Source organism: Marmoricola sp. URHA0025 HA25 (assembly GCF_054059435.1).
In genome coordinates this window covers 4,119,110-4,138,029 of the sequence record NZ_JBSSCD010000001.1, presented here as the reverse complement: position 1 = coordinate 4,138,029, position 18,920 = coordinate 4,119,110, and the positions used below count along the sequence as shown (strand labels likewise).

The 18,920-nt window shown below is 71.2% G+C and carries 19 protein-coding genes; 13 read left to right on the top strand and 6 right to left on the bottom strand.

What is annotated here, in order from left to right:
* The first annotated feature begins 120 nt into the window (after positions 1-120).
* The 3 genes from ACVW00_RS20320 (at position 121) to ACVW00_RS20310 (ending at position 4,657) form a co-directional block, all read left to right on the top strand.
* Positions 121-2,310, top strand: coding sequence for a 3-hydroxyacyl-CoA dehydrogenase NAD-binding domain-containing protein (locus ACVW00_RS20320; RefSeq protein WP_457112710.1), 2,190 nt, complete (start codon positions 121-123; stop codon positions 2,308-2,310).
* 111 nt (positions 2,311-2,421) lie between these two features.
* A complete protein-coding gene (locus ACVW00_RS20315) occupies positions 2,422-3,147 on the top strand; it encodes an ABC transporter ATP-binding protein (protein WP_457112709.1) in 726 nt (241 codons plus the stop codon).
* Positions 3,122-4,657, top strand: coding sequence for a hypothetical protein (locus ACVW00_RS20310; protein WP_457112708.1), 1,536 nt, complete (start codon positions 3,122-3,124; stop codon positions 4,655-4,657). The genes ACVW00_RS20315 and ACVW00_RS20310 overlap by 26 nt, the downstream gene beginning before the upstream one ends.
* A 3-nt stretch (positions 4,658-4,660) precedes the next feature.
* Here the strand turns inward: ACVW00_RS20310 and ACVW00_RS20305 are convergent, their stop codons facing one another.
* Complete coding sequence (locus ACVW00_RS20305; protein WP_457112707.1) at positions 4,661-5,218, bottom strand: hypothetical protein; 558 nt, start codon at positions 5,216-5,218, stop codon at positions 4,661-4,663.
* A 293-nt stretch (positions 5,219-5,511) separates the two neighbouring features.
* Between ACVW00_RS20305 and ACVW00_RS20300 the strand changes: the two genes are divergently transcribed.
* The 6 genes from ACVW00_RS20300 to ACVW00_RS20275 are packed head-to-tail and all read left to right on the top strand — an operon-like array spanning position 5,512 to position 11,663.
* Complete coding sequence (locus tag ACVW00_RS20300; protein WP_457112706.1) at positions 5,512-6,066, top strand: LPXTG cell wall anchor domain-containing protein; 555 nt, start codon at positions 5,512-5,514, stop codon at positions 6,064-6,066.
* 10 nt (positions 6,067-6,076) lie between these two features.
* Positions 6,077-7,843, top strand: a complete 1,767-nt coding sequence (locus ACVW00_RS20295) for a DUF4012 domain-containing protein (protein WP_457112705.1) — start codon at positions 6,077-6,079, stop codon at positions 7,841-7,843.
* Positions 7,844-7,874: 31 nt separating this feature from the next.
* Positions 7,875-9,122, top strand: a complete 1,248-nt coding sequence (locus ACVW00_RS20290; protein WP_457112704.1) for an acyl-CoA dehydrogenase family protein — start codon at positions 7,875-7,877, stop codon at positions 9,120-9,122.
* Positions 9,119-9,919, top strand: coding sequence for an SDR family NAD(P)-dependent oxidoreductase (locus ACVW00_RS20285; RefSeq protein WP_457112703.1), 801 nt, complete (start codon positions 9,119-9,121; stop codon positions 9,917-9,919). Before ACVW00_RS20290 ends, ACVW00_RS20285 begins: the two co-directional genes overlap by 4 nt.
* Positions 9,919-11,007, top strand: a complete 1,089-nt coding sequence (locus tag ACVW00_RS20280; protein WP_457112702.1) for a phosphotransferase family protein — start codon at positions 9,919-9,921, stop codon at positions 11,005-11,007. Before ACVW00_RS20285 ends, ACVW00_RS20280 begins: the two co-directional genes overlap by 1 nt.
* Entirely contained in the window at positions 11,007-11,663 is a 657-nt protein-coding gene (locus ACVW00_RS20275) for a histidine phosphatase family protein (RefSeq protein WP_457112701.1), read from the top strand. The genes ACVW00_RS20280 and ACVW00_RS20275 overlap by 1 nt, the downstream gene beginning before the upstream one ends.
* Here ACVW00_RS20275 and ACVW00_RS20270 read toward each other — a convergent pair.
* A complete protein-coding gene (locus ACVW00_RS20270; protein WP_457112700.1) occupies positions 11,650-12,831 on the bottom strand; it encodes an MFS transporter in 1,182 nt (393 codons plus the stop codon). The genes ACVW00_RS20275 and ACVW00_RS20270 overlap by 14 nt on opposite strands.
* A gap of 42 nt (positions 12,832-12,873) precedes the next feature.
* Here ACVW00_RS20270 and ACVW00_RS20265 point away from each other — a divergent pair, with 42 nt between their 5' ends.
* Complete coding sequence (locus ACVW00_RS20265) at positions 12,874-13,623, top strand: SDR family oxidoreductase (protein WP_457112699.1); 750 nt, start codon at positions 12,874-12,876, stop codon at positions 13,621-13,623.
* Between the two features lie 6 nt (positions 13,624-13,629).
* Here ACVW00_RS20265 and ACVW00_RS20260 read toward each other — a convergent pair whose 3' ends face one another.
* Genes ACVW00_RS20260 through ACVW00_RS20250 form a run of 3 tightly spaced genes read right to left on the bottom strand, consistent with a single transcriptional unit; the run spans position 13,630 to position 16,220 of the window.
* A complete protein-coding gene (locus ACVW00_RS20260) occupies positions 13,630-15,159 on the bottom strand; it encodes a PH domain-containing protein (RefSeq protein WP_457112698.1) in 1,530 nt (509 codons plus the stop codon).
* Complete coding sequence (locus ACVW00_RS20255) at positions 15,156-15,647, bottom strand: PH domain-containing protein (protein WP_457112697.1); 492 nt, start codon at positions 15,645-15,647, stop codon at positions 15,156-15,158. Before ACVW00_RS20255 ends, ACVW00_RS20260 begins: the two co-directional genes overlap by 4 nt.
* Before the next feature lie 30 nt (positions 15,648-15,677).
* On the bottom strand, positions 15,678-16,220 hold the full coding sequence (locus ACVW00_RS20250; protein ID WP_457112696.1) for a QsdR family transcriptional regulator: 543 nt from the start codon (positions 16,218-16,220) through the stop codon (positions 15,678-15,680).
* 80 nt (positions 16,221-16,300) lie between these two features.
* On the opposite strand from ACVW00_RS20250, the gene ACVW00_RS20245 reads away from it, so the two are divergent.
* Genes ACVW00_RS20245 through ACVW00_RS20235 form a run of 3 tightly spaced genes read left to right on the top strand, consistent with a single transcriptional unit; the run spans position 16,301 to position 18,340 of the window.
* Complete coding sequence (locus ACVW00_RS20245; RefSeq protein ID WP_457112695.1) at positions 16,301-17,035, top strand: FAD-binding protein; 735 nt, start codon at positions 16,301-16,303, stop codon at positions 17,033-17,035.
* A 4-nt stretch (positions 17,036-17,039) separates the two neighbouring features.
* On the top strand, positions 17,040-17,954 hold the full coding sequence (locus ACVW00_RS20240) for an FAD-binding dehydrogenase (RefSeq protein ID WP_457112694.1): 915 nt from the start codon (positions 17,040-17,042) through the stop codon (positions 17,952-17,954).
* A 5-nt stretch (positions 17,955-17,959) separates the two neighbouring features.
* The gene (locus ACVW00_RS20235) at positions 17,960-18,340 is read left to right on the top strand and encodes a VOC family protein (RefSeq protein ID WP_457112693.1); all 381 of its coding nucleotides are present in this window, start codon (positions 17,960-17,962) and stop codon (positions 18,338-18,340) included.
* Here the strand turns inward: ACVW00_RS20235 and ACVW00_RS20230 are convergent.
* The gene (locus tag ACVW00_RS20230) at positions 18,334-18,906 is read right to left on the bottom strand and encodes a YbhB/YbcL family Raf kinase inhibitor-like protein (RefSeq protein WP_457112692.1); all 573 of its coding nucleotides are present in this window, start codon (positions 18,904-18,906) and stop codon (positions 18,334-18,336) included. The genes ACVW00_RS20235 and ACVW00_RS20230 overlap by 7 nt on opposite strands.
* Between the last annotated feature and the right edge of the window lie 14 nt (positions 18,907-18,920).

The window sequence follows — 18,920 nt, the reverse complement described above, 5'->3', positions numbered from 1 at the left end:
CCAGGTCAGCTCATCGGTGGTCGAGCAGCGTCCGCGAGTGAGGAACGAACTCGCGAAGAGCGTGTCGAGACCTGGTGAGCGACCTGGCGAACGCAACCAAAGCTTCGAGAGAGAAGAAAAATGACTGACTCTGCAGTGAAGTACGAGCGCGGCGACGACGGCATCGTCGTCCTCACCCTCGACGACCCGACAGCCAGCGCCAACACGATGAACGACCTCTACCGCGACTCGATGCGCGCGGCGGTCGACCGCCTGTACGCCGAGAAGGACGACCTGACCGGCGTGGTGATCACCAGCGCGAAGAAGACGTTCTTCGCCGGCGGCAACCTCAAGAGCATGCTGGCCGCGACCCCGGACGACGCCGACCAGGTGTTCGCGCTCGCGGAGGGCATCAAGGCCGACCTGCGTCGCCTCGAGCTGCTCGGCAAGCCGGTCGTCGCGGCCATCAACGGCGCCGCCCTCGGCGGCGGGCTGGAGATCACCCTGGCCTGCCACCACCGGATCGTCGTCGACGACCCGAAGGTCGACCTCGGCCTGCCCGAGGTCACCCTGGGCCTGCTGCCCGGTGGCGGCGGCGTGACGCGCGTCGTACGCATGCTCGGGATCCAGTCCGCCCTCATGGACGTGCTCCTGCAGGGGCCCCGGTTCAAGCCGGCGCAGGCCAAGGAGAAGGGCCTGGTCGACGAGCTGGTCGCCACCCGCGAGGAGCTGGTCCCCGCCGCGAAGGCCTGGATCCAGGCCAACCGCGACAACGCCGAGGCGGCCACGAACCCCTGGGACCGACAGGGCTACAAGATCCCGGGCGGTACGCCGTCCTCCCCGTCGCTGGCGGCGTTCCTGCCGGCGTTCCCGGCGATGCTGCGCAAGCAGACCAAGGGTGCGCTCTACCCGGCACCCCGCGCGATCATGGCCGCGGCCATCGAGGGGGCGCAGGTCGACTTCGACACGGCGAGCACCATCGAGTCGCGCTACCTGACCAACCTGGTCGTCGGGCAGAACGCCAAGAACATGATCCAGGCGTTCTTCTTCGACCTCTCGGCGATCAACGGCGGCTCGCTGCGGCCCGACGGTGTCGAGGTCTTCAAGCCCACGAAGGCGCTCGTGCTCGGCGCCGGCATGATGGGCGCCGGCATCGCCTACTCCTGTGCGCGCAGCGGCATCGAGGTGGTCCTCAAGGACGTCACGCTCGAGGCTGCCGAGAAGGGCAAGTCGTACTCGGAGAAGCTGCTCGGCAAGGCCGTCGAGCGCGGCAAGATGGACGAGGCGAAGAAGGCCGAGATCCTCGGCCGGATCACCGCCACGGCCGATCCCGCCGACGCCAAGGGCTGCGACCTCGTGATCGAGGCCGTCTTCGAGGACCCGTCGCTGAAGGCGAAGGTGTTCGGCGAGATCCAGGAGCTGGTCAACCCCGACGCGCTGCTCTGCTCGAACACCTCGACCCTGCCGATCACCGAGCTCGCCGAGGGCGTCGACCGCCCCGAGGACTTCATCGGGCTGCACTTCTTCTCACCGGTCGACAAGATGCCGCTGGTCGAGATCATCAAGGGCGCCAGGACGACCGACAAGGCGGTCGCGCACGCGCTCGACGTCGTGATGGCGATCCGCAAGACCCCGATCGTGGTCAACGACAGCCGCGGCTTCTACACCAGCCGGGTCATCGGCACGATGATCAACGAGGGCCTGGCGATGCTGGCCGAGGGCGTCCACCCGATGTCGGTCGAACGGGCGGCGACGATCGCCGGCTACCCGGTCGGCACGCTGCAGCTCTCCGACGAGCTCAACCTCGAGCTGATGAAGAAGATCCGGGTCGCCAACGACGAGGCCGCGGTCGCCGCGGGCCTCACCCCGTCCGACCACCCGTCGAACGCGGTCGTCGACGCCATGATCGAGGCCGGTCGTCCCGGCCGCCTGCGTGGTGCGGGCTTCTACGAGTACGACGAGAACGGCCGTCGCGGCGACCTGTGGGCCGGCCTCGCCGAGCTGTTCCCGCCGAACCCGGCGCCGGCCGACCTCCCGGACCTCGAGGACCGCTACCTCTTCATCGAGGCGCTCGAGACCGCCAAGTGCTTCGAGGAGGGCGTGATCGAGTCCGCGGCCGCGGCCAACATCGGCTCGATCATGGGCATCGGCTTCCCGGCGCTGACCGGCGGCACGGTGCAGTACATGGCCGGCTACGAGGGCACCGCCGGCAAGGGGCTGGTCGGGTTCGTCGCCCGGGCCCGTGAGCTCGCCGCGAAGTACGGAGAGCGCTTCGAGCCGACCGCGCGCCTGGTCGAGATGGCCGAGAAGGGCGAGTCCTTCCCCGCCTGAGCACGACGCCGAGGCGGCGCAGATGAAAATGCGAAATGTTTCATTTGCGCCGTCTCGACGCATTCGGGGCTTTCATCTGCGCCGCCTCGGCGAATCGGGGAGGATGGCTCGGTGGAGAGTCGTGCGGCCGAGCCCAACGAGCGGATCCGGGTGCGTGGCCTCTGGGTGCGGTTCGGGTCCGTGGAGGCGGTGCGCGGCATCGACATCTCGGCGTACGCCGGCCACGCGACCGCCCTGCTGGGCCGCAACGGCGCCGGCAAGTCGACCACCATGCGCGTGCTCGCGGGGGTGGTCCCGCCGACCTCCGGCGAGGTCCTCGTCGACGGGGTCGACGTGCGCGCCGAGCCGCTCGCCGTCAAGCGGTCGGTCGGCTACTGCCCCGACGTCGGCGGGCTGGTGCCGCGGGCGACTCCCTGGGAGCACCTGCAGCTGGCCGCGCGCCTCCGGCGCATGGACGGCTGGGAGACCCGGGCGCAGGACCTCCTCGAGCGCTTCGAGCTCGGCGACGCCGCCCACCGGGTCACCGGCGGCTTCAGCCACGGCATGGGCCGGCGCCTCTCGGTCGTGCTGGCCGCCTTCCACCGCCCGGGCGTGCTGCTGCTCGACGAGCCGTTCGACGGTGTCGACCCGCTCGGGGTCGAGGCGACCCAGCAGGTCATCGACGACGCCAAGGCACGCGGTGCCGCGGTCCTGATCTCCACCCACCTGCGCGATCTCGCGATGGAGTCGTGCGAGGACGCGCTGGTGCTGCGCGGTGGCGCCGCCGTCGCGGCGATGGACGCGGGCGGGCTCGTGGGAGAGGCGGGCGCGCGTGCCTACCGAGCACTCCTGGACTGAGGTACGCCGCGGGCTGGCCGACCTGCGAGCACTGCTGGCCTTCCGAGCGGCAGGGCTCGCCGACCGGGTCCGGCTGCGGCTGCGGATCGCGGGCGGTCTCGTGCTCGCCGTGACGGTCGCCGCGATCTTCGTTCCGGCGTACCTCAGGGAGCCGCTCGACGGTCGCCACGCCAACCAGTTCGTCGCCGTCCTGCCGTCGGTCTACCTGGGCTTCCTCATCCTTGCCGTGCTCGGCGCGATCGCCTCCGGCGGCGGCCGCGAGGTGGTGCCGCGCGAGCAGGCGGTCGCGTTCCCGATCTCGAGCGTCACCGAGCACTTCGGCGCCCTGCTCCTGGCGCCGCTGAACATCGCCTGGCTGATCCAGGCCTGGACGATCCTGGGGCTGACCTCCTACGTGGTCGGCCCGTTCGGGGTGGCCCTGGCGGCCGTCCCGCTGCTGCTCTGGATCGCGCTGGCGACCGCGTTCGGGCAGGCCGCCGGCTGGGTGTTCGAGGGGATCCGCCGCGGGCCGCACGGCATCCTGGTCGCGCGCCTGATCTCGGGCGCTGCGCTGGCGACGGTCGTCGCCCTGGTGCTCTCCCACCGGCTGGTGCCCCTGCTCGACCGGAGCCCCACGGTGCGGGTCTACCTGACGGCGGCGTACGGCGGCAGCCGTGTGTGGGTCCCGTGGGCACAGGGTGTGGCATCGCTGGCGGCGCTGGTCGTGGTGACGACGCTCATCGGCCTGCTGCCGGCGCGATGGGCGCTGCACCGCGCGCTGCGCGAGGAGCTGCGCCTCGAGTCGGGACACATCGAGCCGCGGCCCAATCCCCGCAGCGACCTGCGCGCGATGCTGCGTGTCGACCGGGCGTCGATCTGGCGGGCGGTGCCGCTGCGTCGCGGGCTGATGGTGCTGGCCTTCATGCCCGGCCTGATCGCGGTCGCCGGGCACCTCGAGTGGGACATGGTCACGATCCTTCCGGGCCTGGTCGCGTCCGGCGGCGCACTGCTCTTCGGCGTCAACACCTGGTGCCTCGACGGCCGCGGGGCGCTGTGGCGCGACAGCCTGCCGGTGTCCGCCGCGGTGGCCTACTACGCGAAGGTGATCGTGCTGTTCGAGGTGCTGATCGGCGCCGCCGGGCTCACCATCGTGCTGGCGTCGTTGCGCGCCGGAAGGCCCACCTCGGCCGAGCTCGCCTCTGCCGTGGCCGCCGCAGCCGTCGTGGCCACCCAGGTGGTCGCCGCCGCGATGCGATGGTCGGTCGAGCGGCCGTTCGCGACCGACATGCGCTCGGCCCGGGCCACGCCGGCGCCGCCGGTGGTGATGGCCGGATACAGCGCGCGGCTCGCCCTGAGGACGACCATGGTCGGCCTGGTCTTCTCGGCCACCGCGCTCGCACCCGACTGGCGGTTCCCGGTGCTCGTCGCGGTGCCGTTCCTGTGCTGGTCGGGCTACCGCCTGGTCCGCACCGAGGGCATGTGGGCACTGCCCCCGGTGCGCGCGCGGGTCATCGCCGTCGTCGCCAGCTGAGGGCTACTTCTTCGAGGAGTTCTTGCAGTCGGTCATCGCCTTGGTGCCCTGCTCGCCGATCTGCGCTTGGTCACTGGCGTTCGTCTGTGACGCGACCAGCATCTTCTTGACCAGCGAGTCGGGGAGATTCTTCTTCAGGCACGCCTCGAACTTGGTGACGTCGATGGTCGTGTCGGTCTTCGCGGTCTCGGTGGCCAGCCGCTTCTGGTAGTCCACGCAGCCGAGCAGGGCGTCGGCGAACTTGCCCGACGTGTCGTTGTCGAACGTCGGGCTGCCGGTGGTGTTGACCTCGTCCTTGTCGGTCAGCAGCTTCGCGGACTTGAGCTTGGTCAGGCCCACCTTGTCGACGAAGTCGGTCGCGACGCACTTGGCCTCGGTGGTGCTGAGCCCGCCGGTCGTCGACTGCGTGAACGCCTTCTCCAGGTTCGTGACGGCGGTCTTCTCCTCCGCGGAGAGCTTGACCGTCTCCTTGCCCTTGGTGTCGTCGGACTTGCTGGATCCGCATGCGGTCAGCGCAACCATCAGCAGGACGCCGAGGGCGGCCGTCGAGGCCTTCTTCATGAGGTCTCCGATTCGTCGGTGAGCGCTCCGGCTGGGGCCCGGCGTGGGCCCCGGGGCGCGGCGTACCGGGCCAAGCCTGCCTCATCGACCCTGCGGACGCAGCATCGGCGCCGTACTCGGCCTCGTGGCCGGGCGTCGACCGGCTGTTCCGTCGTCCCGGCAGCCCCACCAGCCCGCCCGACATTTCTGCGTTGCATCCGTAACCTCCCCCGGAACCCGTCGTTGACCAGTCGTTCACAGGTGCCAGGGGAGTGCCTTTTCCGCCGCTCATGCCGACGTTCTGGGAGATCGTCATGAAGAAGTTCGTTTCGCTGGGACTCGCTGCGTTCGCAGCGCTGGCCGGCGTGCTCGTGATCCTCGGGGCACAGACCCCGGCCCAGGCGTACCCGGAGCTGTCGATCTCGCTGTCGGTGAACCGCACCGTGCTCTACGGCGGCCAGACCTTCACGGCCACGGCCACGGGGAACGTCACCTGTGACTGGGACCTTGCCTGGAACGGCGCGGTCCGCGACGCCCACCGGGCACCGAACGCGGCGTTCGACACCACGTTCACGGCGCCCAAGGTCACGAAGGTGACCAAGATCCCGCTGCACGGCACCTGCGTGTACGACGCCGCCGAGCACCCGAGCGCCCGGACGACCGCCGCGTGGCAGCGCACGATCGTGATCACCCTGCTTCCGCGCAGCAGCGCGGTCTCCCCGCCGGTGGGCTCGCACCTGCCGAGCACCGGCGGACCCAACCTGCTCTTCCTCGTCGGCGGCTTGGGCCTGCTCGTTGCCGGCGCCACCGCCGTGACCGTTGCCCGCCGTCGCGCCGAGGAAGCCGAGATCCAGGCTTCCGGGGCCTAGTCTCGGGCGCGTGGGCAACCTGACGACATCCGGGTTGTCCCGTCGCCGGATCCTCTGGGGCCTCGCCCTGCTCGTGCTCGTGGCGATCGGGGTGTTCGCCTGGCAGGCAGTGACGGCCAGCCGCTCACTGCTGGACGCGCGCGAGACGGGCGAGAAGGTCCAGCAGCTGATCCGCACCGGTGACTTCGACGGAGCCAACCGGGCTCTCGCCGACCTGCGCGCCGAGACGCACCGGGCCCACGACTCCACCGACGGGGTGCTGTGGGACCTCGGCGGGCATGTCCCCTACCTGGGTCGCAACATCGCAGCGGTGCAGACCGTCTCGGACGTCCTGGACACCGCGACCAGCGTCAACGCCCCGATCGCCCTGCAGCTGAGCAAGGCGGTCGACGAGGGTCAGTTCCGGCCCAAGGACCAGCGGATCGACCTCACGGAGGTCGAGAAGCTCACTCCTTCGGTACGCCGTGCCGCCGACTCCATCGACCGGGCCGCCTCGCGGCTGGCCGGCACCCGGCCCGACGAGCTGCTCTTCCCGTTCAACGACCTCGTCGGTGACCTCCAGACCCAGGTCGAGCGGGCCAGCTCCGCGGCCGGCGCCACCGCCAACGCGTTCGAGCTGCTCCCCGACATGCTCGGCGAGCAGCAGCCCAGGAACTACCTCCTGGTGGTCCAGAACCCCGCCGAGCTGCGGTCTACCGGCGGCCTCCCGGGATCGCTCGCCGTCCTGCACGCCGAGGACGGGAAGCTCACCATGGGCTGGCAGGGCTCGGCGTCCGACATCGCCGGGCCGGCGACACCCGCCCTCGCGCTGAGCAAGGACACCGAGCAGCAGTACGGACCGAGCCCGGCGTTCGACCCACGCGACGCCAACTTCACCCCGGACTTCCCCGAGGCGGCCCAGATCCTCAAGGCGATGGTCGAGCGCACCCGCGGGGTCAAGATCGACGGCGTCGTCGCGGTCGACCCGATCGCGCTGGCCTGGCTGATGCGCGGCACCGGCCCCGTCCCGGTCACCAACGGGGTCACGCTCACCGCCGACAACGTCGTCCAGGCCCTGCTCAACCAGACCTACCAGGTGCTGCCGGACCCTCAGGCGCAGAACGACTTCTTCGAGGCCTCCGCGCGCAAGATCTTCGACTCCGTGATGGGCGGGCAGGGCGACCAGCAGCTGGCGATCCGTGGCCTGGCCGCCGCCGCCGGAGAGCACCGGGTGCTGCTGTGGTCTGCCCACGACGACGAGCAGGCGGTGATCGCGGGGACCGGGGTATCGGGGTCGATCTCGCCCGCGTCCTCTCGCCACGCCCAGATCGGGCTGTACATCAATGACAGCACCGCGGGGAAGATGGACTACTACCTGCAGTACCGCAGCAGCGCTGCGGCTGTCGACTGTCGCCGTGACGACAGCCAGGACGTCAGGGTGACCATGGCGCTCACCTCCACGATGCCGGCGGACTTCGGTTCGCTCTCGGAGTGGGTGCTCGGCAACGGCCAGTACGCACCCCAGGGGACGATCGCCTTCAACCTGCGCGTCTACGCGCCGCCCGGCGGCGAGATCACCGGGCTCGCCGTGGACGGCCAGACCCGCTCGATCACCTCGGACAAGCACCTGGGCCGGCAGGTCGCGCTGCTCCCGGTCAGCCTGGGTCCGGGGCAGAAGAGCACCGTCACCGCGGACATCCGGACGGCGCAGGGACAGTCCGGCGCCGGCGTCCTCAGCTTCACCCCGGGCATGGTGCCGGCCCCCAACGGCGTCCGCATCGCCAGCGCCTGCGGGTGACCCGGCTCGCGGCGCTCGATAGGCTCCGCGGGTGGACTTCTCCCCCTCACCGCGGGCCGCTGAGCTCGCTGACCTGGTCGGCCGGTTCGTCACCGACGAGATCGAGCCGGTCCAGGCTGCGTACCACCGAGACGTGGCCGACGCGCACCGCAGCGGCACCTGGGCGGAGTCTCCGATCCTCGGCGAGCTCCGCGCGAAGGCACGGGCGCAGGGCCTCTGGAACCTCTTCCTTCCCGCCGGGCACGACCGGCCCTGGGCCGAGCAGTTCGGCACCCACGGCGGAGCCGGGCTCACCAACACCGACTACGCGCCGCTCGCCGAGCTGATGGGCCGGGCGACCTTCCTGGCGCCGTACGTCTTCAACTGCAACGCGCCCGACACCGGCAACATGGAGGTGCTGCTCAAGTACGGCACGCCCGAGCAGCAGCAGGAGTGGCTGGTGCCCCTGCTCGACGGGCGGATCCGGTCCGGCTTCGCGATGACCGAGCCCGCGGTGGCGTCCTCCGACGCGACGAACATGGAGGCCACGGCCACCGTCGACGGCGACGAGGTCGTCATCAACGGGACCAAGTGGTTCACCACCGGTGTCGGCCACCCCGACTGCAGGATCCTCGTCTTCATGGGGCTCTCGGACCCCGACGCGGACCGGCACCACCGGCACACCATGGTGCTCGTCCCGGTCGACACTCCCGGCGTGAAGGTCGAGCGGCTGCTCACCACGATGAATGTGTACGACGAGCCGGTCGGCCACGGCGAGGTCTCCTTCACCGACGTGCGGGTCCCGGCCTCGAACATCCTCCTCGGCCAGGGGCGCGCGTTCGAGATCGCCCAGGGCCGCCTCGGTCCGGGACGCGTGCACCACTGCATGCGGCTCGTCGGCCAGGCAGAAGTGGCGCTCGAGCTGGCCATCAAGCGCGGGCTCTCCCGGACGGCGTTCGGCAAGCCGCTGGTGAACCTCGGCGGCAACCCGGAGCGCATCGCCGACGCCCGGATCGCGATCGACCAGGCCCGGCTGCTGGTCCAGAACGCGGCCTGGAAGCTCGACCAGGGCGGCGCCCTCAACGCGCTGTCCGAGGTGAGCCAGATCAAGGTGATCGTGCCGAACGTCGCCCAGCAGGTGATCGACTTCGCCATCCAGATCCACGGTGGTGGCGGCATGACCGACGACTTCCCGCTCGCGGCGATGTGGACCAACGCCCGCGCGCTGCGGGTCGCCGACGGACCCGACGAGGTGCACCGGGGCATGGTCGCGCGGCTGGAGATCGGCAAGCACCGGTGACGCTCCGCGTCCTGGTCACCGGCGGCTCGTCGGGCCTGGGTGCGGCGCTGGTCGCGGCGTACCGTGCGCGCGGAGCGGAGGTGCTGAACTGCGACCTGCAGGCGCCGACGGCCTCGACGGCCTCGACGGACTCCGGCGCGGCAAACACCCCCTACTTGCACCTCGACGTGCGCTCCGACGACGACTGGGCCTCGGCGGTCGCGTGGGTCGAGGAGCACTGGGGCGGTCTGGACGTGCTCGTCAACAACGCCGGCGTCGCCGGTGGTGGCCGGATCGACGTCGCCACCCTGGAGGAGTGGCAGTGGATCACCGAGATCAACCTCTTCGGCGTCGTCCGCGGCACCCGTGCCTTCGTGCCGTTGTTCAAGCGGCAGCACAGTGGCCGGGTCGTGAACGTCGCCTCGCTCGCCGGTCTGGTGCACCCTGCCGGGATGGCGTCGTACAACGCCGTGAAGGCTGCGGTCGTGGCGTTCACCGAGACGACCGGGCACGAGCTCGCGGAGTACGGCGTGACGGCGCACGTCGTCTGCCCGTCGTACTTCCGCACCGGGCTGGTCGACTCGATGCAGGGCTCGGACGAGGCGGTCGGCGCGGTGATCGGCGCGCTGGTGGCGAACTCGCCGGTCGGCCCCGACGACATCGCGCGCGCCGTGCTGGAAGGTGTCGACCGCGGTGACGAGCTGATCCTGCCCGACGAGGCGGCGCGAGGTGCCTACGGACTGAAGGTCTCCGACCGGGTGGCCTACGACGACGTCATGCGCAAGCAGGCCGCTCGGCTCAACGCGATGGGGAGCTGATGGTTTCGCCAGGCTCGACCACCGGGGGCGGCACCGGCGCGGGCGAGGTGCGGGAGGAGGACGCCTTCGACGTCGAGGCCGTGCGCGCCTGGCTGGCCGGACAGGGCCACCCGCTCACCGGTGAGGTGACGGTGCGTCAGTTCGCGGGCGGCGCGTCCAACCTGACCTACTCGCTGCAGACCGAGCGCGACGACCTGATCCTCCGCCGGCCGCCGAGCGGGCAGAAGGCCAAGGGCGCCCACGACATGGGCCGCGAGTTCCGGATCCAGGACGGGCTGGCGGCGGTGTTCCCGCTGGTGCCGGAGATGGTGGCGCTGTGCGAGGACGAGTCGGTGATCGGCTCGCCGTTCTACGTGATGCAGCGCATCGACGGGATCATCCCGCGCCGCGACCTGCCGCCAGGCGTCAGCCTCAGCGAGGAGGAGACCCGCGCCCTGTGCACCAACGCGCTCGACGTCCTCATCCGGCTCCACCAGGTCGACGTCGACGCCACCCCTCTCGCCGGGATGAACAAGGGCGATGGCTACGTACGCCGCCAGGTCGAGGGCTGGTCGACCCGCTTCCGCAACGCGCGCACCGACGACGCGCCGGACGGCGAGGCGGTGATGGCGTGGCTGGCGGACCACCAGCCGGCCGACGTCGCGCACTGCCTGATCCACAACGACTTCCGCTTCGACAACCTCGTGCTCGACGGCGACGACCCGACCCGGCCGATCGGCGTCCTCGACTGGGAGATGGCCACGGTCGGCGACCCGTTGATGGACCTCGGCGGCACCCTCTCCTACTGGGTGCAGGACGACGACGACGAGTTCTTCCGCCAGTTCCGTCGCCAGCCCACGCAGCTGCCCGGAATGCTCACGCGGGAGGAGGTGGTGGCCTACTACTGCGACGCCATGGGCTACTCACTCTCCGAAGAGCAGTGGCGCTTCTACGAGGTCTTCGGCCTGTTCCGGCTGGCCGTCATCGCCCAGCAGATCTACTACCGCTACTTCCACCGGCAGACGACCAACGAGTCCTACGCGATCTTCGGCCCCGCCGTGCAGTACCTCGAGTCGCGGTGCCGCTCGATCATCGGCAGTGCCACCTGATGGGGCAGCTGCTTCTCGTCCGGCACGGCCAGGCCTCCTGGGACGGCGACGACTACGACGTGCTCTCCGAGGCCGGCCACCGGCAGGGCGAGCTGCTCGGCATTGCACTCTCCGCGCGCGGCACTCGTCCCGACGTGATCGTCAGCGGTGGCATGCGCCGGCACCGGGAGACGGTGGACAACCTCCTGCACGGTGCCGGGCTGGGCTCGGTCGACGTCCAGGTCGACCGGGGTTGGGACGAGTACGACCACGTCTCGATGCTCGCCCAGGTGCCGACGTCGTTCGCCGGGGAGAAGCCGACGGCTGCGGAGTTCCAGGCCTGGATGGAGCAGGCGACCGACCGCTGGATCCGCGGCGAGAACGCCGAGGACTACCACGAGCCGTTCGCCGAGTTCACCGGCCGCGTGGAGGCGGCGCTCCGGCGGGCGGTCGGCGGCGGCCACGGCACCACCGTCGTGATCACCTCCGGCGGTCCGATCGGCTGGGTGACGGCCGCGCTGCTCGGAGGGGGCGCCGGGCTGTGGAGCCGGCTCAACGTGGTGTGCGTGAACACCGGCGTCACCAAGCTGGTCAGCGGCCGTCGCGGGACCACGCTGGTCTCCTTCAACGAGCACACCCATCTCGAGGGCCTGACGGGGCTGCTCACCTACCGCTGACGCTGTCGACGCCGGTTGGCTTGCGGGCCGCCGGCACCAGCAGCGCCGCGGGCAGCAGCAGTGCGCTGATCACAAGGAGCGCGTGCAGGGTGCCGACGTGGTCGCCGATGAAGCCGAGCGTCGGGGGGCCGGAGAGGAAGGCGACGTAGCCGATCGTCGAGACCACGCCCACCCGGGCAGGTGCCCGCGCCTCGTCGTCGGCGGCAGCGCTCATGCCGACCGGGAAGCCCAGGGAGGCGCCGATGCCCCACAGCACGATGCCCGGGACGACGAGGGCGGGGTGGGAGCCGAAGACGACCAGGAGCACGCCGAGGGACGCCAGCGACATCGTGCCCCAGAGGGTCCGCGCCCGTCCGAACCGGTCGAGCAGGTTGGTGCCGAGCATCCGCCCGACGGTCATCGCGGTGACGAAGAGCGCGAAGCCCGCGACACCCAGCCAGGCGGCGACGCCGTACCCGTCGACGAGCCCGATCGCGAGCCAGTCGTTCGCGGCGCCCTCGGTGAGCGTCAGGGCGAGCACCATCAGGCCGATCATCAGGGTGCGGCGCTCGGTCCAGGCAGCCCGGATGCTTCCGCGCGGGGCGTGCTCGAGGGCCTCGAGGTCGCGCGGCAGGAACGCGCCGGTGGTCGAGAGCACGCTGGCCAGGATGAGCGACGCCACGGTCGGCAGGACGACGAGCATCGGCACGCCGACCTTCGCGGTCAGTGCGCCGAGGACGGCTCCGGCGACCGAGCCGAGGCTGAACATCGCGTGGAAGCGCGGCATGATCGTGCGCTCGAGCCGGTGCTCGACGCCCGCGCCCTCCACGTTCATCGCGACGTCCCACAGGCCCATGCCCAGGCCCCAGACGAACAGCCCGCCCGCCACGGCGACCGCGCTGTCCAGGACCACCGCACCGAGGGCGATCGCGACCACCCCGACGGTGTCGACGACGACCCCGAGCCGGACCGTGGTCGCAGCGCCGCGTCGCTCGATGAGCTTGCCGGCACCGGTCAGCCCGATGATCGAGGCGATCGACCCCGCGAGGAGGACAGTGCCGAGCTCGCCGTTCGTCAGGTCGAGGCGGTGCCGGATCTCCGGGAGGCGGGCGACCCAGGTCGCGAACGTCGCGCCGTTGAGGAAGAAGGACACCACGACGGCGTTCCGGGCGGCGGTGACCTGGGGCATGGGCCCAGTCGATCATGCCGGTCGTCTGCGAGGATCATCAATATGCGCAAGACGATCCTGATCACCGGCGCCAGCAGCGGCCTCGGCGCCGAGATGGCCCGTCAGTTCGCGGCCCGCGGGCACGACCTCGCCCTCTGTGCCCGGCGTACCGAGAAGCTCGAGGCGCTGCGCAGCGAGATCCTCGAGCACCACACTGGGGCTCGCGTCGAGATCCGCGCCCTCGACGTCACCGACGACGACGAGGTCTTCGAGGTGTTCGGCGCCTTCCGCAAGGACTTCGGCACGATCGACCGCGTGGTCGTCAACGCCGGCCTCGGCAAGGGCGCGCCGCTGGGCACCGGCCGGTACGACGCCAACCGGCAGACAGCGATGACGAACTTCGTCGCGGCGCTGGCCCAGACCGAGGCGGCGATGGAGATCTTCCGCGACCAGGACGCCGGACACCTGGTGATGATCAGCTCGATGTCTGCCGTGCGCGGCATGCCCAGGACGCTGACGACGTACGCCGCCACGAAGGCGGGCGTCGCGCACCTCGCCGAGGGCCTCCGTGCGGAGCTGCACGGCAAGCCGATCAAGGTCACCGTGCTCTACCCGGGCTACATCCGCTCGGAGATGAACGAGAAGGTCACCCAGCCGACGCCGTTGATGGCGTCGACCGAGAAGGGTGTCCGGGCGATGGTCGAGGCCATCGAGAAGGAGAAGGCGTCGGCGCACGTGCCCGCCCTGCCGTGGGCGCCGATGTCGGTGCTGATGAGGCACGCCCCGATGCCGCTGTTCAAGAAGCTGATCTGAGACGCGTCAACCAGCGGAGTGCAGGAACTGGCCGACCAGCCCCGGCACGGCCTCGTCGGCGAGCGCGATCGCGACCGACTCGGGGACGTCGAGGATCTCGTAGGACTGCTGGCCCGCTGCGGTGGTCGCGGTCAGGCTGACCAGACCCGCTCGCTTCTGGAACCAGCTCTGCTGGATGTTCCACCCGATGATCCCGCTGCGCTGGAGTGCGTCCCGGCGGCCCCGGAGGGACCCCCAGCGCACCACGACGTACGCCGGCGTCAGCGCGTGTCCGAGCCGGGCGTACCGGTCGAGGCCGAGGGCCAGGCCGGCCAGTGGCAGCGGCGCCGTCGCGACCACGAGCCACGGCGGGAGGTCGCCGACGACCGCGAGCAGCCCGAGGACGGCGGGCACGAGTGCCAGCGGCACGATCCCGCGCATGATCCGGCGCCGCCGGGCGGCCGGTCCGTGCTGGAGGAGCGGGGTGGTGAGCGGACCGGCCTCGCCGAGGACGTGCTCGCCGACGCCGAGGACCACCGACCGCGGGGCCGCCGGCACCAGCGCGGTGCTCTCGCTCGCCCGGCGGTTGAGTCCGGTGACGACGGCGTTGAGCCGGCCGCCGCCGCCCAGCCGCAGGCCGAGCGGCTCGTGCACCTCGAGACCGCGGAGCCGGTCGACGTCGATGCTGGTCTCGCGCGTGGTGAGCAGCCCGCGCCGCACGTGGAACGAGCGCCCGGTGGCGTCACGCGACAGCGTGAAGCCCCAGTTGGCCAGCACGTAGCCGCCGATCGCGAGCACCGAGACGATCAGCACGAACGTGAGCACGCCTGCCGGGATCGCCACCGCGAGCGGCAGGGCGCGGAGCTCGTCGTCCAGCTGCGAGGAACGGGCCGCCCGCTCGACGACGTTGCCGACCAGCTGGCTCCCGGCGCCCAGGGTCGCGAGGGCGATCACGATGCCCGAGGTCGTCAGCGGAGCGAACCGGATCCACGAGGGGTCGAGCCGCATGATGACCAGGTCGGCGGTGGCGGCGGCGGGTCCGGCGCCGGGATCTGCCACGTCGCTGCCGGGCACCCGGTTGAGCAGCTCCGCCCGCAGCCGGCGGGCGTGCTCGGCGCCGAGCGAGTCGAGGACGAGCCGGCTGTCGCCGCTCCGGGAGCCGCTGCCGGTGCCGATCTCCACCTTGGCGAGCCCGAGCACCCGGTGGATCGGCGAGGCGGTCAGCTCGACCGTGCGCACGCGGTCGAGCGGCGCGGTGAGGACATTGCGGCTGAGCAGGCCGCGGCGCAGCTCGATCTGCCCCCGGGTGATCCGGAAGCTGGTGCTCGCGAACCGCCAGAGCCCGAGCGCGATCGGCACCGCCACACCCAGGTAGTGCCACGGGTCGCCCTGGTTGCTGTTGCCGAGCAGGAAGACACCCACGATCAGGGGCAGGAAGCGGACCAGCTCGTTGACGGGGTGCACCAGCAGCATCCGGGCGTCGAGGCGGCGCCAGGCCTGGTCGTCGGTGAGCTCGGTGTCCTCCGGTGGCGCCGTCGGTGACGGTGTGGTGCTCACGTCGCGTCGCCCGCCTCTGCCTCGGTACGCCGGGTCAGCTCGTCGACGAGCCGCTCCGCGGTCTCGGTGTCGAGCCCCTCGATCCGGAGCGGACCGGCGGCAGAGGCAGTCGTGACCGTGACGGTCGCCAGCCGCAGCAGGCGACTGACGACACCCTGCTCGAGGTCGACCGTCTGCACCCGCGACATGGGCGCGATCCTGCGCTCCCGGCTCAGCCACCCGCGCTGGGTGTAGACGGCCGTCTCGGTGCTCTCCCAGCGGTGCACCCGGTAGCGGTAGACCGGCATCGCCACGGCGTACCCGATCACCACGGCGACGTACGCGACCCAGGCCCACATCGACATGGTGAAGAGGTCGGCCACCACCGTCGCCGCGAACAGACCGGAGGCGAGGATCGCGCCGCGCACCAGGGCACCGGCGGCCCAGACCATCGGCGCACGAGGTGAGACGCGGCCCGAGGGCTCACGCAGGGTGACGGTCTCCGGCATGGCTCAAACCTAGACGAGCGCGACGGCTGCTCACTCCAGGAGCAGCCGGATCACCTGGACGGCGCGGTCGATCTCCGGCTCGCTGCGCACGACGGTGTCGTTGTAGACGAAGCCCTCCATCGTGCGGACCGCGGCATAGGCGAGCAGGCCGGTGTCGGCGCGCGGCGTGAACGTGCCGCGTGCCACTTCCTCCTCGACCAGCTCCCTGACCTTGGCGACCAGCCGGTCCTGGAAGGCGCCCTGCGAGGTGAGCAGCCGCAGCGCGACGTAGGTCTCGTTGCGCAGGAACTCCTGCAGCGCGCGCGACTCGACGATGGTGACCAGGTAGCGGCGCAGGGCCTCCACCAGCCGGCTCGTGCCGCGCCGGCGCGAGGTAGCGGCCCAGATGTCGGCGATCGCGTGCTCGCTCAACGACCAGATCACGTCCTGGAGGAGGCGTTCGCGACCACCGGTCCAGCGGTAGAGCGTGTTGCGGGCCACCCCGAGCTCGCCGGCCAGCTCGCGCATGTCGAGACGCCGGCCCTCGAGGTAGGCGCGCGTCGCCGCGTCGTACGCGTCGCGGGGAGTCGGCATGGGCGCACTGTAGCGCGTGTGAGGACACACACAGGATGTGTCATTGTGAGACACATCGCAAATATGTCACTGTCCTCGACATGGATGCTGACGTCATCATCGTGGGCGCAGGACTCGCCGGACTGGTCGCTGCTGCGGAGCTCGCCGACGCCGGCCGCAAGGTGCTGCTGCTCGACCAGGAGCCGGAGCAGAGCCTCGGCGGTCAGGCGTTCTGGTCCCTGGGCGGCCTGTTCCTGGTCGACTCGCCGGAGCAGCGCCGGATGGGCATCAAGGACTCCTACGACCTGGCACTGCAGGACTGGATGGGCAGCGCGCAGTTCGACCGCGACTGCGACCACTGGCCGCGCAAGTGGGCCGAGGCCTACGTCGGGTTCGCCGCGGGCGAGAAGCGGCAGTGGCTACACGACCAGGGCCTCCGGCTCTTCCCGGTCGTCGGCTGGGCCGAGCGCGGCGACGGCCGCGCGGGTGGCCACGGCAACTCGGTCCCGCGCTTCCACCTGACCTGGGGCACCGGGCCGGGTGTCGTCGCGCCCTTCGAGCGTCGCGTGCGCGAGGCGGCCGCTCGTGGCCTGGTCACCTTCGGCTTCCGGCACCGCGTCGACGACCTGGTGAAGACCGCCGGCGTCGTGACCGGCGTGCGCGGTGCGGTGCTGGCCGGCGACGACATGGAGCGCGGCCGGCCCTCCAACCGTGACGAGGTCGCCGACTTCGAGTACGCCGCCCAAGCCGTGATCGTGACGTCCGGCGGGATCGGCGGCGATCACGACCAGGTCCGCAAGCAGTGGCCGGTCGAGCGCCTGGGGCCCACCGCCTGAGTCCATGGTCGCCGGCGTCCCGGCCCACGTGGACGGGCGGATGCAGTTCATCACCGAGAAGGCCGGTGGCGAGATCATCAACCCGGATCGGATGTGGCACTACACCGAGGGCCTGCGCAACTGGGACCCGATCTGGGAGAACCACGGCATCCGGATCCTCCCGGGCCCGTCGTCCCTGTGGCTCTCGGCCACCGGCGAGCGCTTCCCGGCGCCGTACCTGCCGGGCTTCGACACCCTGGGGACCCTGGGCGCGATCCTGCGCACCGGCTACGACTACTCCTGGTTCGTGCTCACCCAGAAGGTGATCGAGAAGGAGTTCGCGCTCTCCGGCTCCGAGCAGAACCCCGACCTCACCGGCAAGGACATCAAGCTGCTGCTCTCCCGGGTGCGCGCGGGCGCGCCCGGCCCGGTGGAGGCGTTCAAGCAGCACGGCGAGGACTTCGTGGTCGCCGGCACCGTAGAGGAGCTGGCCGCGGGGATGAACCGCGTCGCCGGCTCGTCGCTGATCGACGTCGAAGCGCTGCGCAAGGTGGTCACCGAGCGCGACCGCGAGCTGGACAACACCTTCTCCAAGGACACGCAGATCACCTTCATCCGCGGGCACCGCAGCTACCGCGGCGACAAGCTGATCCGAACCGCGTCGCCGCACAAGTTCCTCGACCCGAAGAACGGCCCGCTGATCGCCGTCCGGCTGAACATCCTCACCCGCAAGACGCTCGGCGGCCTGCACACCGACCTCGACGCACGCGTGCTCCAGGCATCCGGCGAGCCGCTGCCGGGCGTCTACGCCGCCGGTGAGGTCGCCGGCTTCGGGGGCGGCGGCGTGCACGGCTACAACGCCCTCGAGGGCACCTTCCTCGGCGGCTGCATGTTCTCCGGAAGGACCGCAGGGAGGGCCGCAGCGGCGGCGCTAGGCTGACCGCCATGAGCGGACGCGTCGTGCACTTCGAGGTCCCCTACGACGACGGGGACCGGGCCCGCACCTTCTACCGCGAGGCCTTCGGCTGGGTGATCGACGAGATCCCGGAGATGCACTACTCGCTCGTGCAGACCGGGCCCACTGCGGACGCCGGCTTCCCCGCGGAGCCGGGCTACATCGGCGGCGGCATGCTCAAGCGCGAGTCGCCCACCGACCGGCCGGTGATCACGATCGACGTCGAGGACATCGACGCGGCGCTGGAGAAGATCGAGTCGCTGGGCGGGATGACCGTGCTCGGCCGTCAGGACGTCGGCGACATGGGCTGGGCGGCGTACTTCCGCGACGTCGAGGGCAACCTGATGGGGCTCTGGCAGTCGCGTCAGTAGCCGCCACCGGAGTCGCCACCGGACGCCGTGACGGTGCCCGTGAGCCGCCCCCAGGCAACGGCCCGGTCGGCGATCGTCGCGAGCACCTCGTTCAGCGGCTCGTCGTCGCCGAGGAAGAACCCGGTCTCCGAGCGGAATGCGTAGACCGTGAACCGGTAGTGGTGGGTGCCCGAGGGCGGACAGGGCGGCTTCCAGCCGTGCCCGCCCGAGCCGTCGACCTGCGTGGCGCCGCCGGGCAGGCTGCCCGCCTGGAGCCCGCCGTCGCCGATCGGCAGACCGAGGACCACCCAGTGGACGTAGCCCCCGTCCCGTGCGTCCGGGTCGTCGACGACGAGCGCCAGGGACCCGATGTCCTCGCCCAAGCCCGACCAGGCGAGCGGTGGTGAGGTGCCGTCGCCGTGGCAGGTGTACTCGGCGGGGATGGTCTTCCCGTCATCGAACGCGGGGCTCGAGACCCTGAGCGTGGCCGGCGGACCGGGATCCCGCGCAGACGCGTGCTCCGCGTGGTCGCCACACCCGCCGACCAGCACCGCGGCGACGGCGAGCAGGAGCAAGCCCCGTGTCATCTCGCCATTGTCGC

What these genes read in the sequence shown, in the direction of transcription:
- ACVW00_RS20320 (WP_457112710.1), top strand. Translation starts at nt 121, where the DNA reads ATGACTGACTCTGCAGTGAAGTACGAGCGCGGCGACGACGGCATCGTC.
- ACVW00_RS20305 (WP_457112707.1), bottom strand. Translation starts at nt 5,218, where the DNA reads ATGAAGAAGGCCTCGACGGCCGCCCTCGGCGTCCTGCTGATGGTTGCG.
- ACVW00_RS20300 (WP_457112706.1), top strand. Translation starts at nt 5,512, where the DNA reads ATGAAGAAGTTCGTTTCGCTGGGACTCGCTGCGTTCGCAGCGCTGGCC.
- ACVW00_RS20280 (WP_457112702.1), top strand. Translation starts at nt 9,919, where the DNA reads ATGGTTTCGCCAGGCTCGACCACCGGGGGCGGCACCGGCGCGGGCGAG.
- ACVW00_RS20275 (WP_457112701.1), top strand. Translation starts at nt 11,007, where the DNA reads ATGGGGCAGCTGCTTCTCGTCCGGCACGGCCAGGCCTCCTGGGACGGC.
- ACVW00_RS20270 (WP_457112700.1), bottom strand. Translation starts at nt 12,831, where the DNA reads ATGCCCCAGGTCACCGCCGCCCGGAACGCCGTCGTGGTGTCCTTCTTC.
- ACVW00_RS20265 (WP_457112699.1), top strand. Translation starts at nt 12,874, where the DNA reads ATGCGCAAGACGATCCTGATCACCGGCGCCAGCAGCGGCCTCGGCGCC.
- ACVW00_RS20255 (WP_457112697.1), bottom strand. Translation starts at nt 15,647, where the DNA reads ATGCCGGAGACCGTCACCCTGCGTGAGCCCTCGGGCCGCGTCTCACCT.
- ACVW00_RS20250 (WP_457112696.1), bottom strand. Translation starts at nt 16,220, where the DNA reads ATGCCGACTCCCCGCGACGCGTACGACGCGGCGACGCGCGCCTACCTC.
- ACVW00_RS20245 (WP_457112695.1), top strand. Translation starts at nt 16,301, where the DNA reads ATGGATGCTGACGTCATCATCGTGGGCGCAGGACTCGCCGGACTGGTC.
- ACVW00_RS20240 (WP_457112694.1), top strand. Translation starts at nt 17,040, where the DNA reads ATGGTCGCCGGCGTCCCGGCCCACGTGGACGGGCGGATGCAGTTCATC.
- ACVW00_RS20235 (WP_457112693.1), top strand. Translation starts at nt 17,960, where the DNA reads ATGAGCGGACGCGTCGTGCACTTCGAGGTCCCCTACGACGACGGGGAC.
- ACVW00_RS20230 (WP_457112692.1), bottom strand. Translation starts at nt 18,906, where the DNA reads ATGACACGGGGCTTGCTCCTGCTCGCCGTCGCCGCGGTGCTGGTCGGC.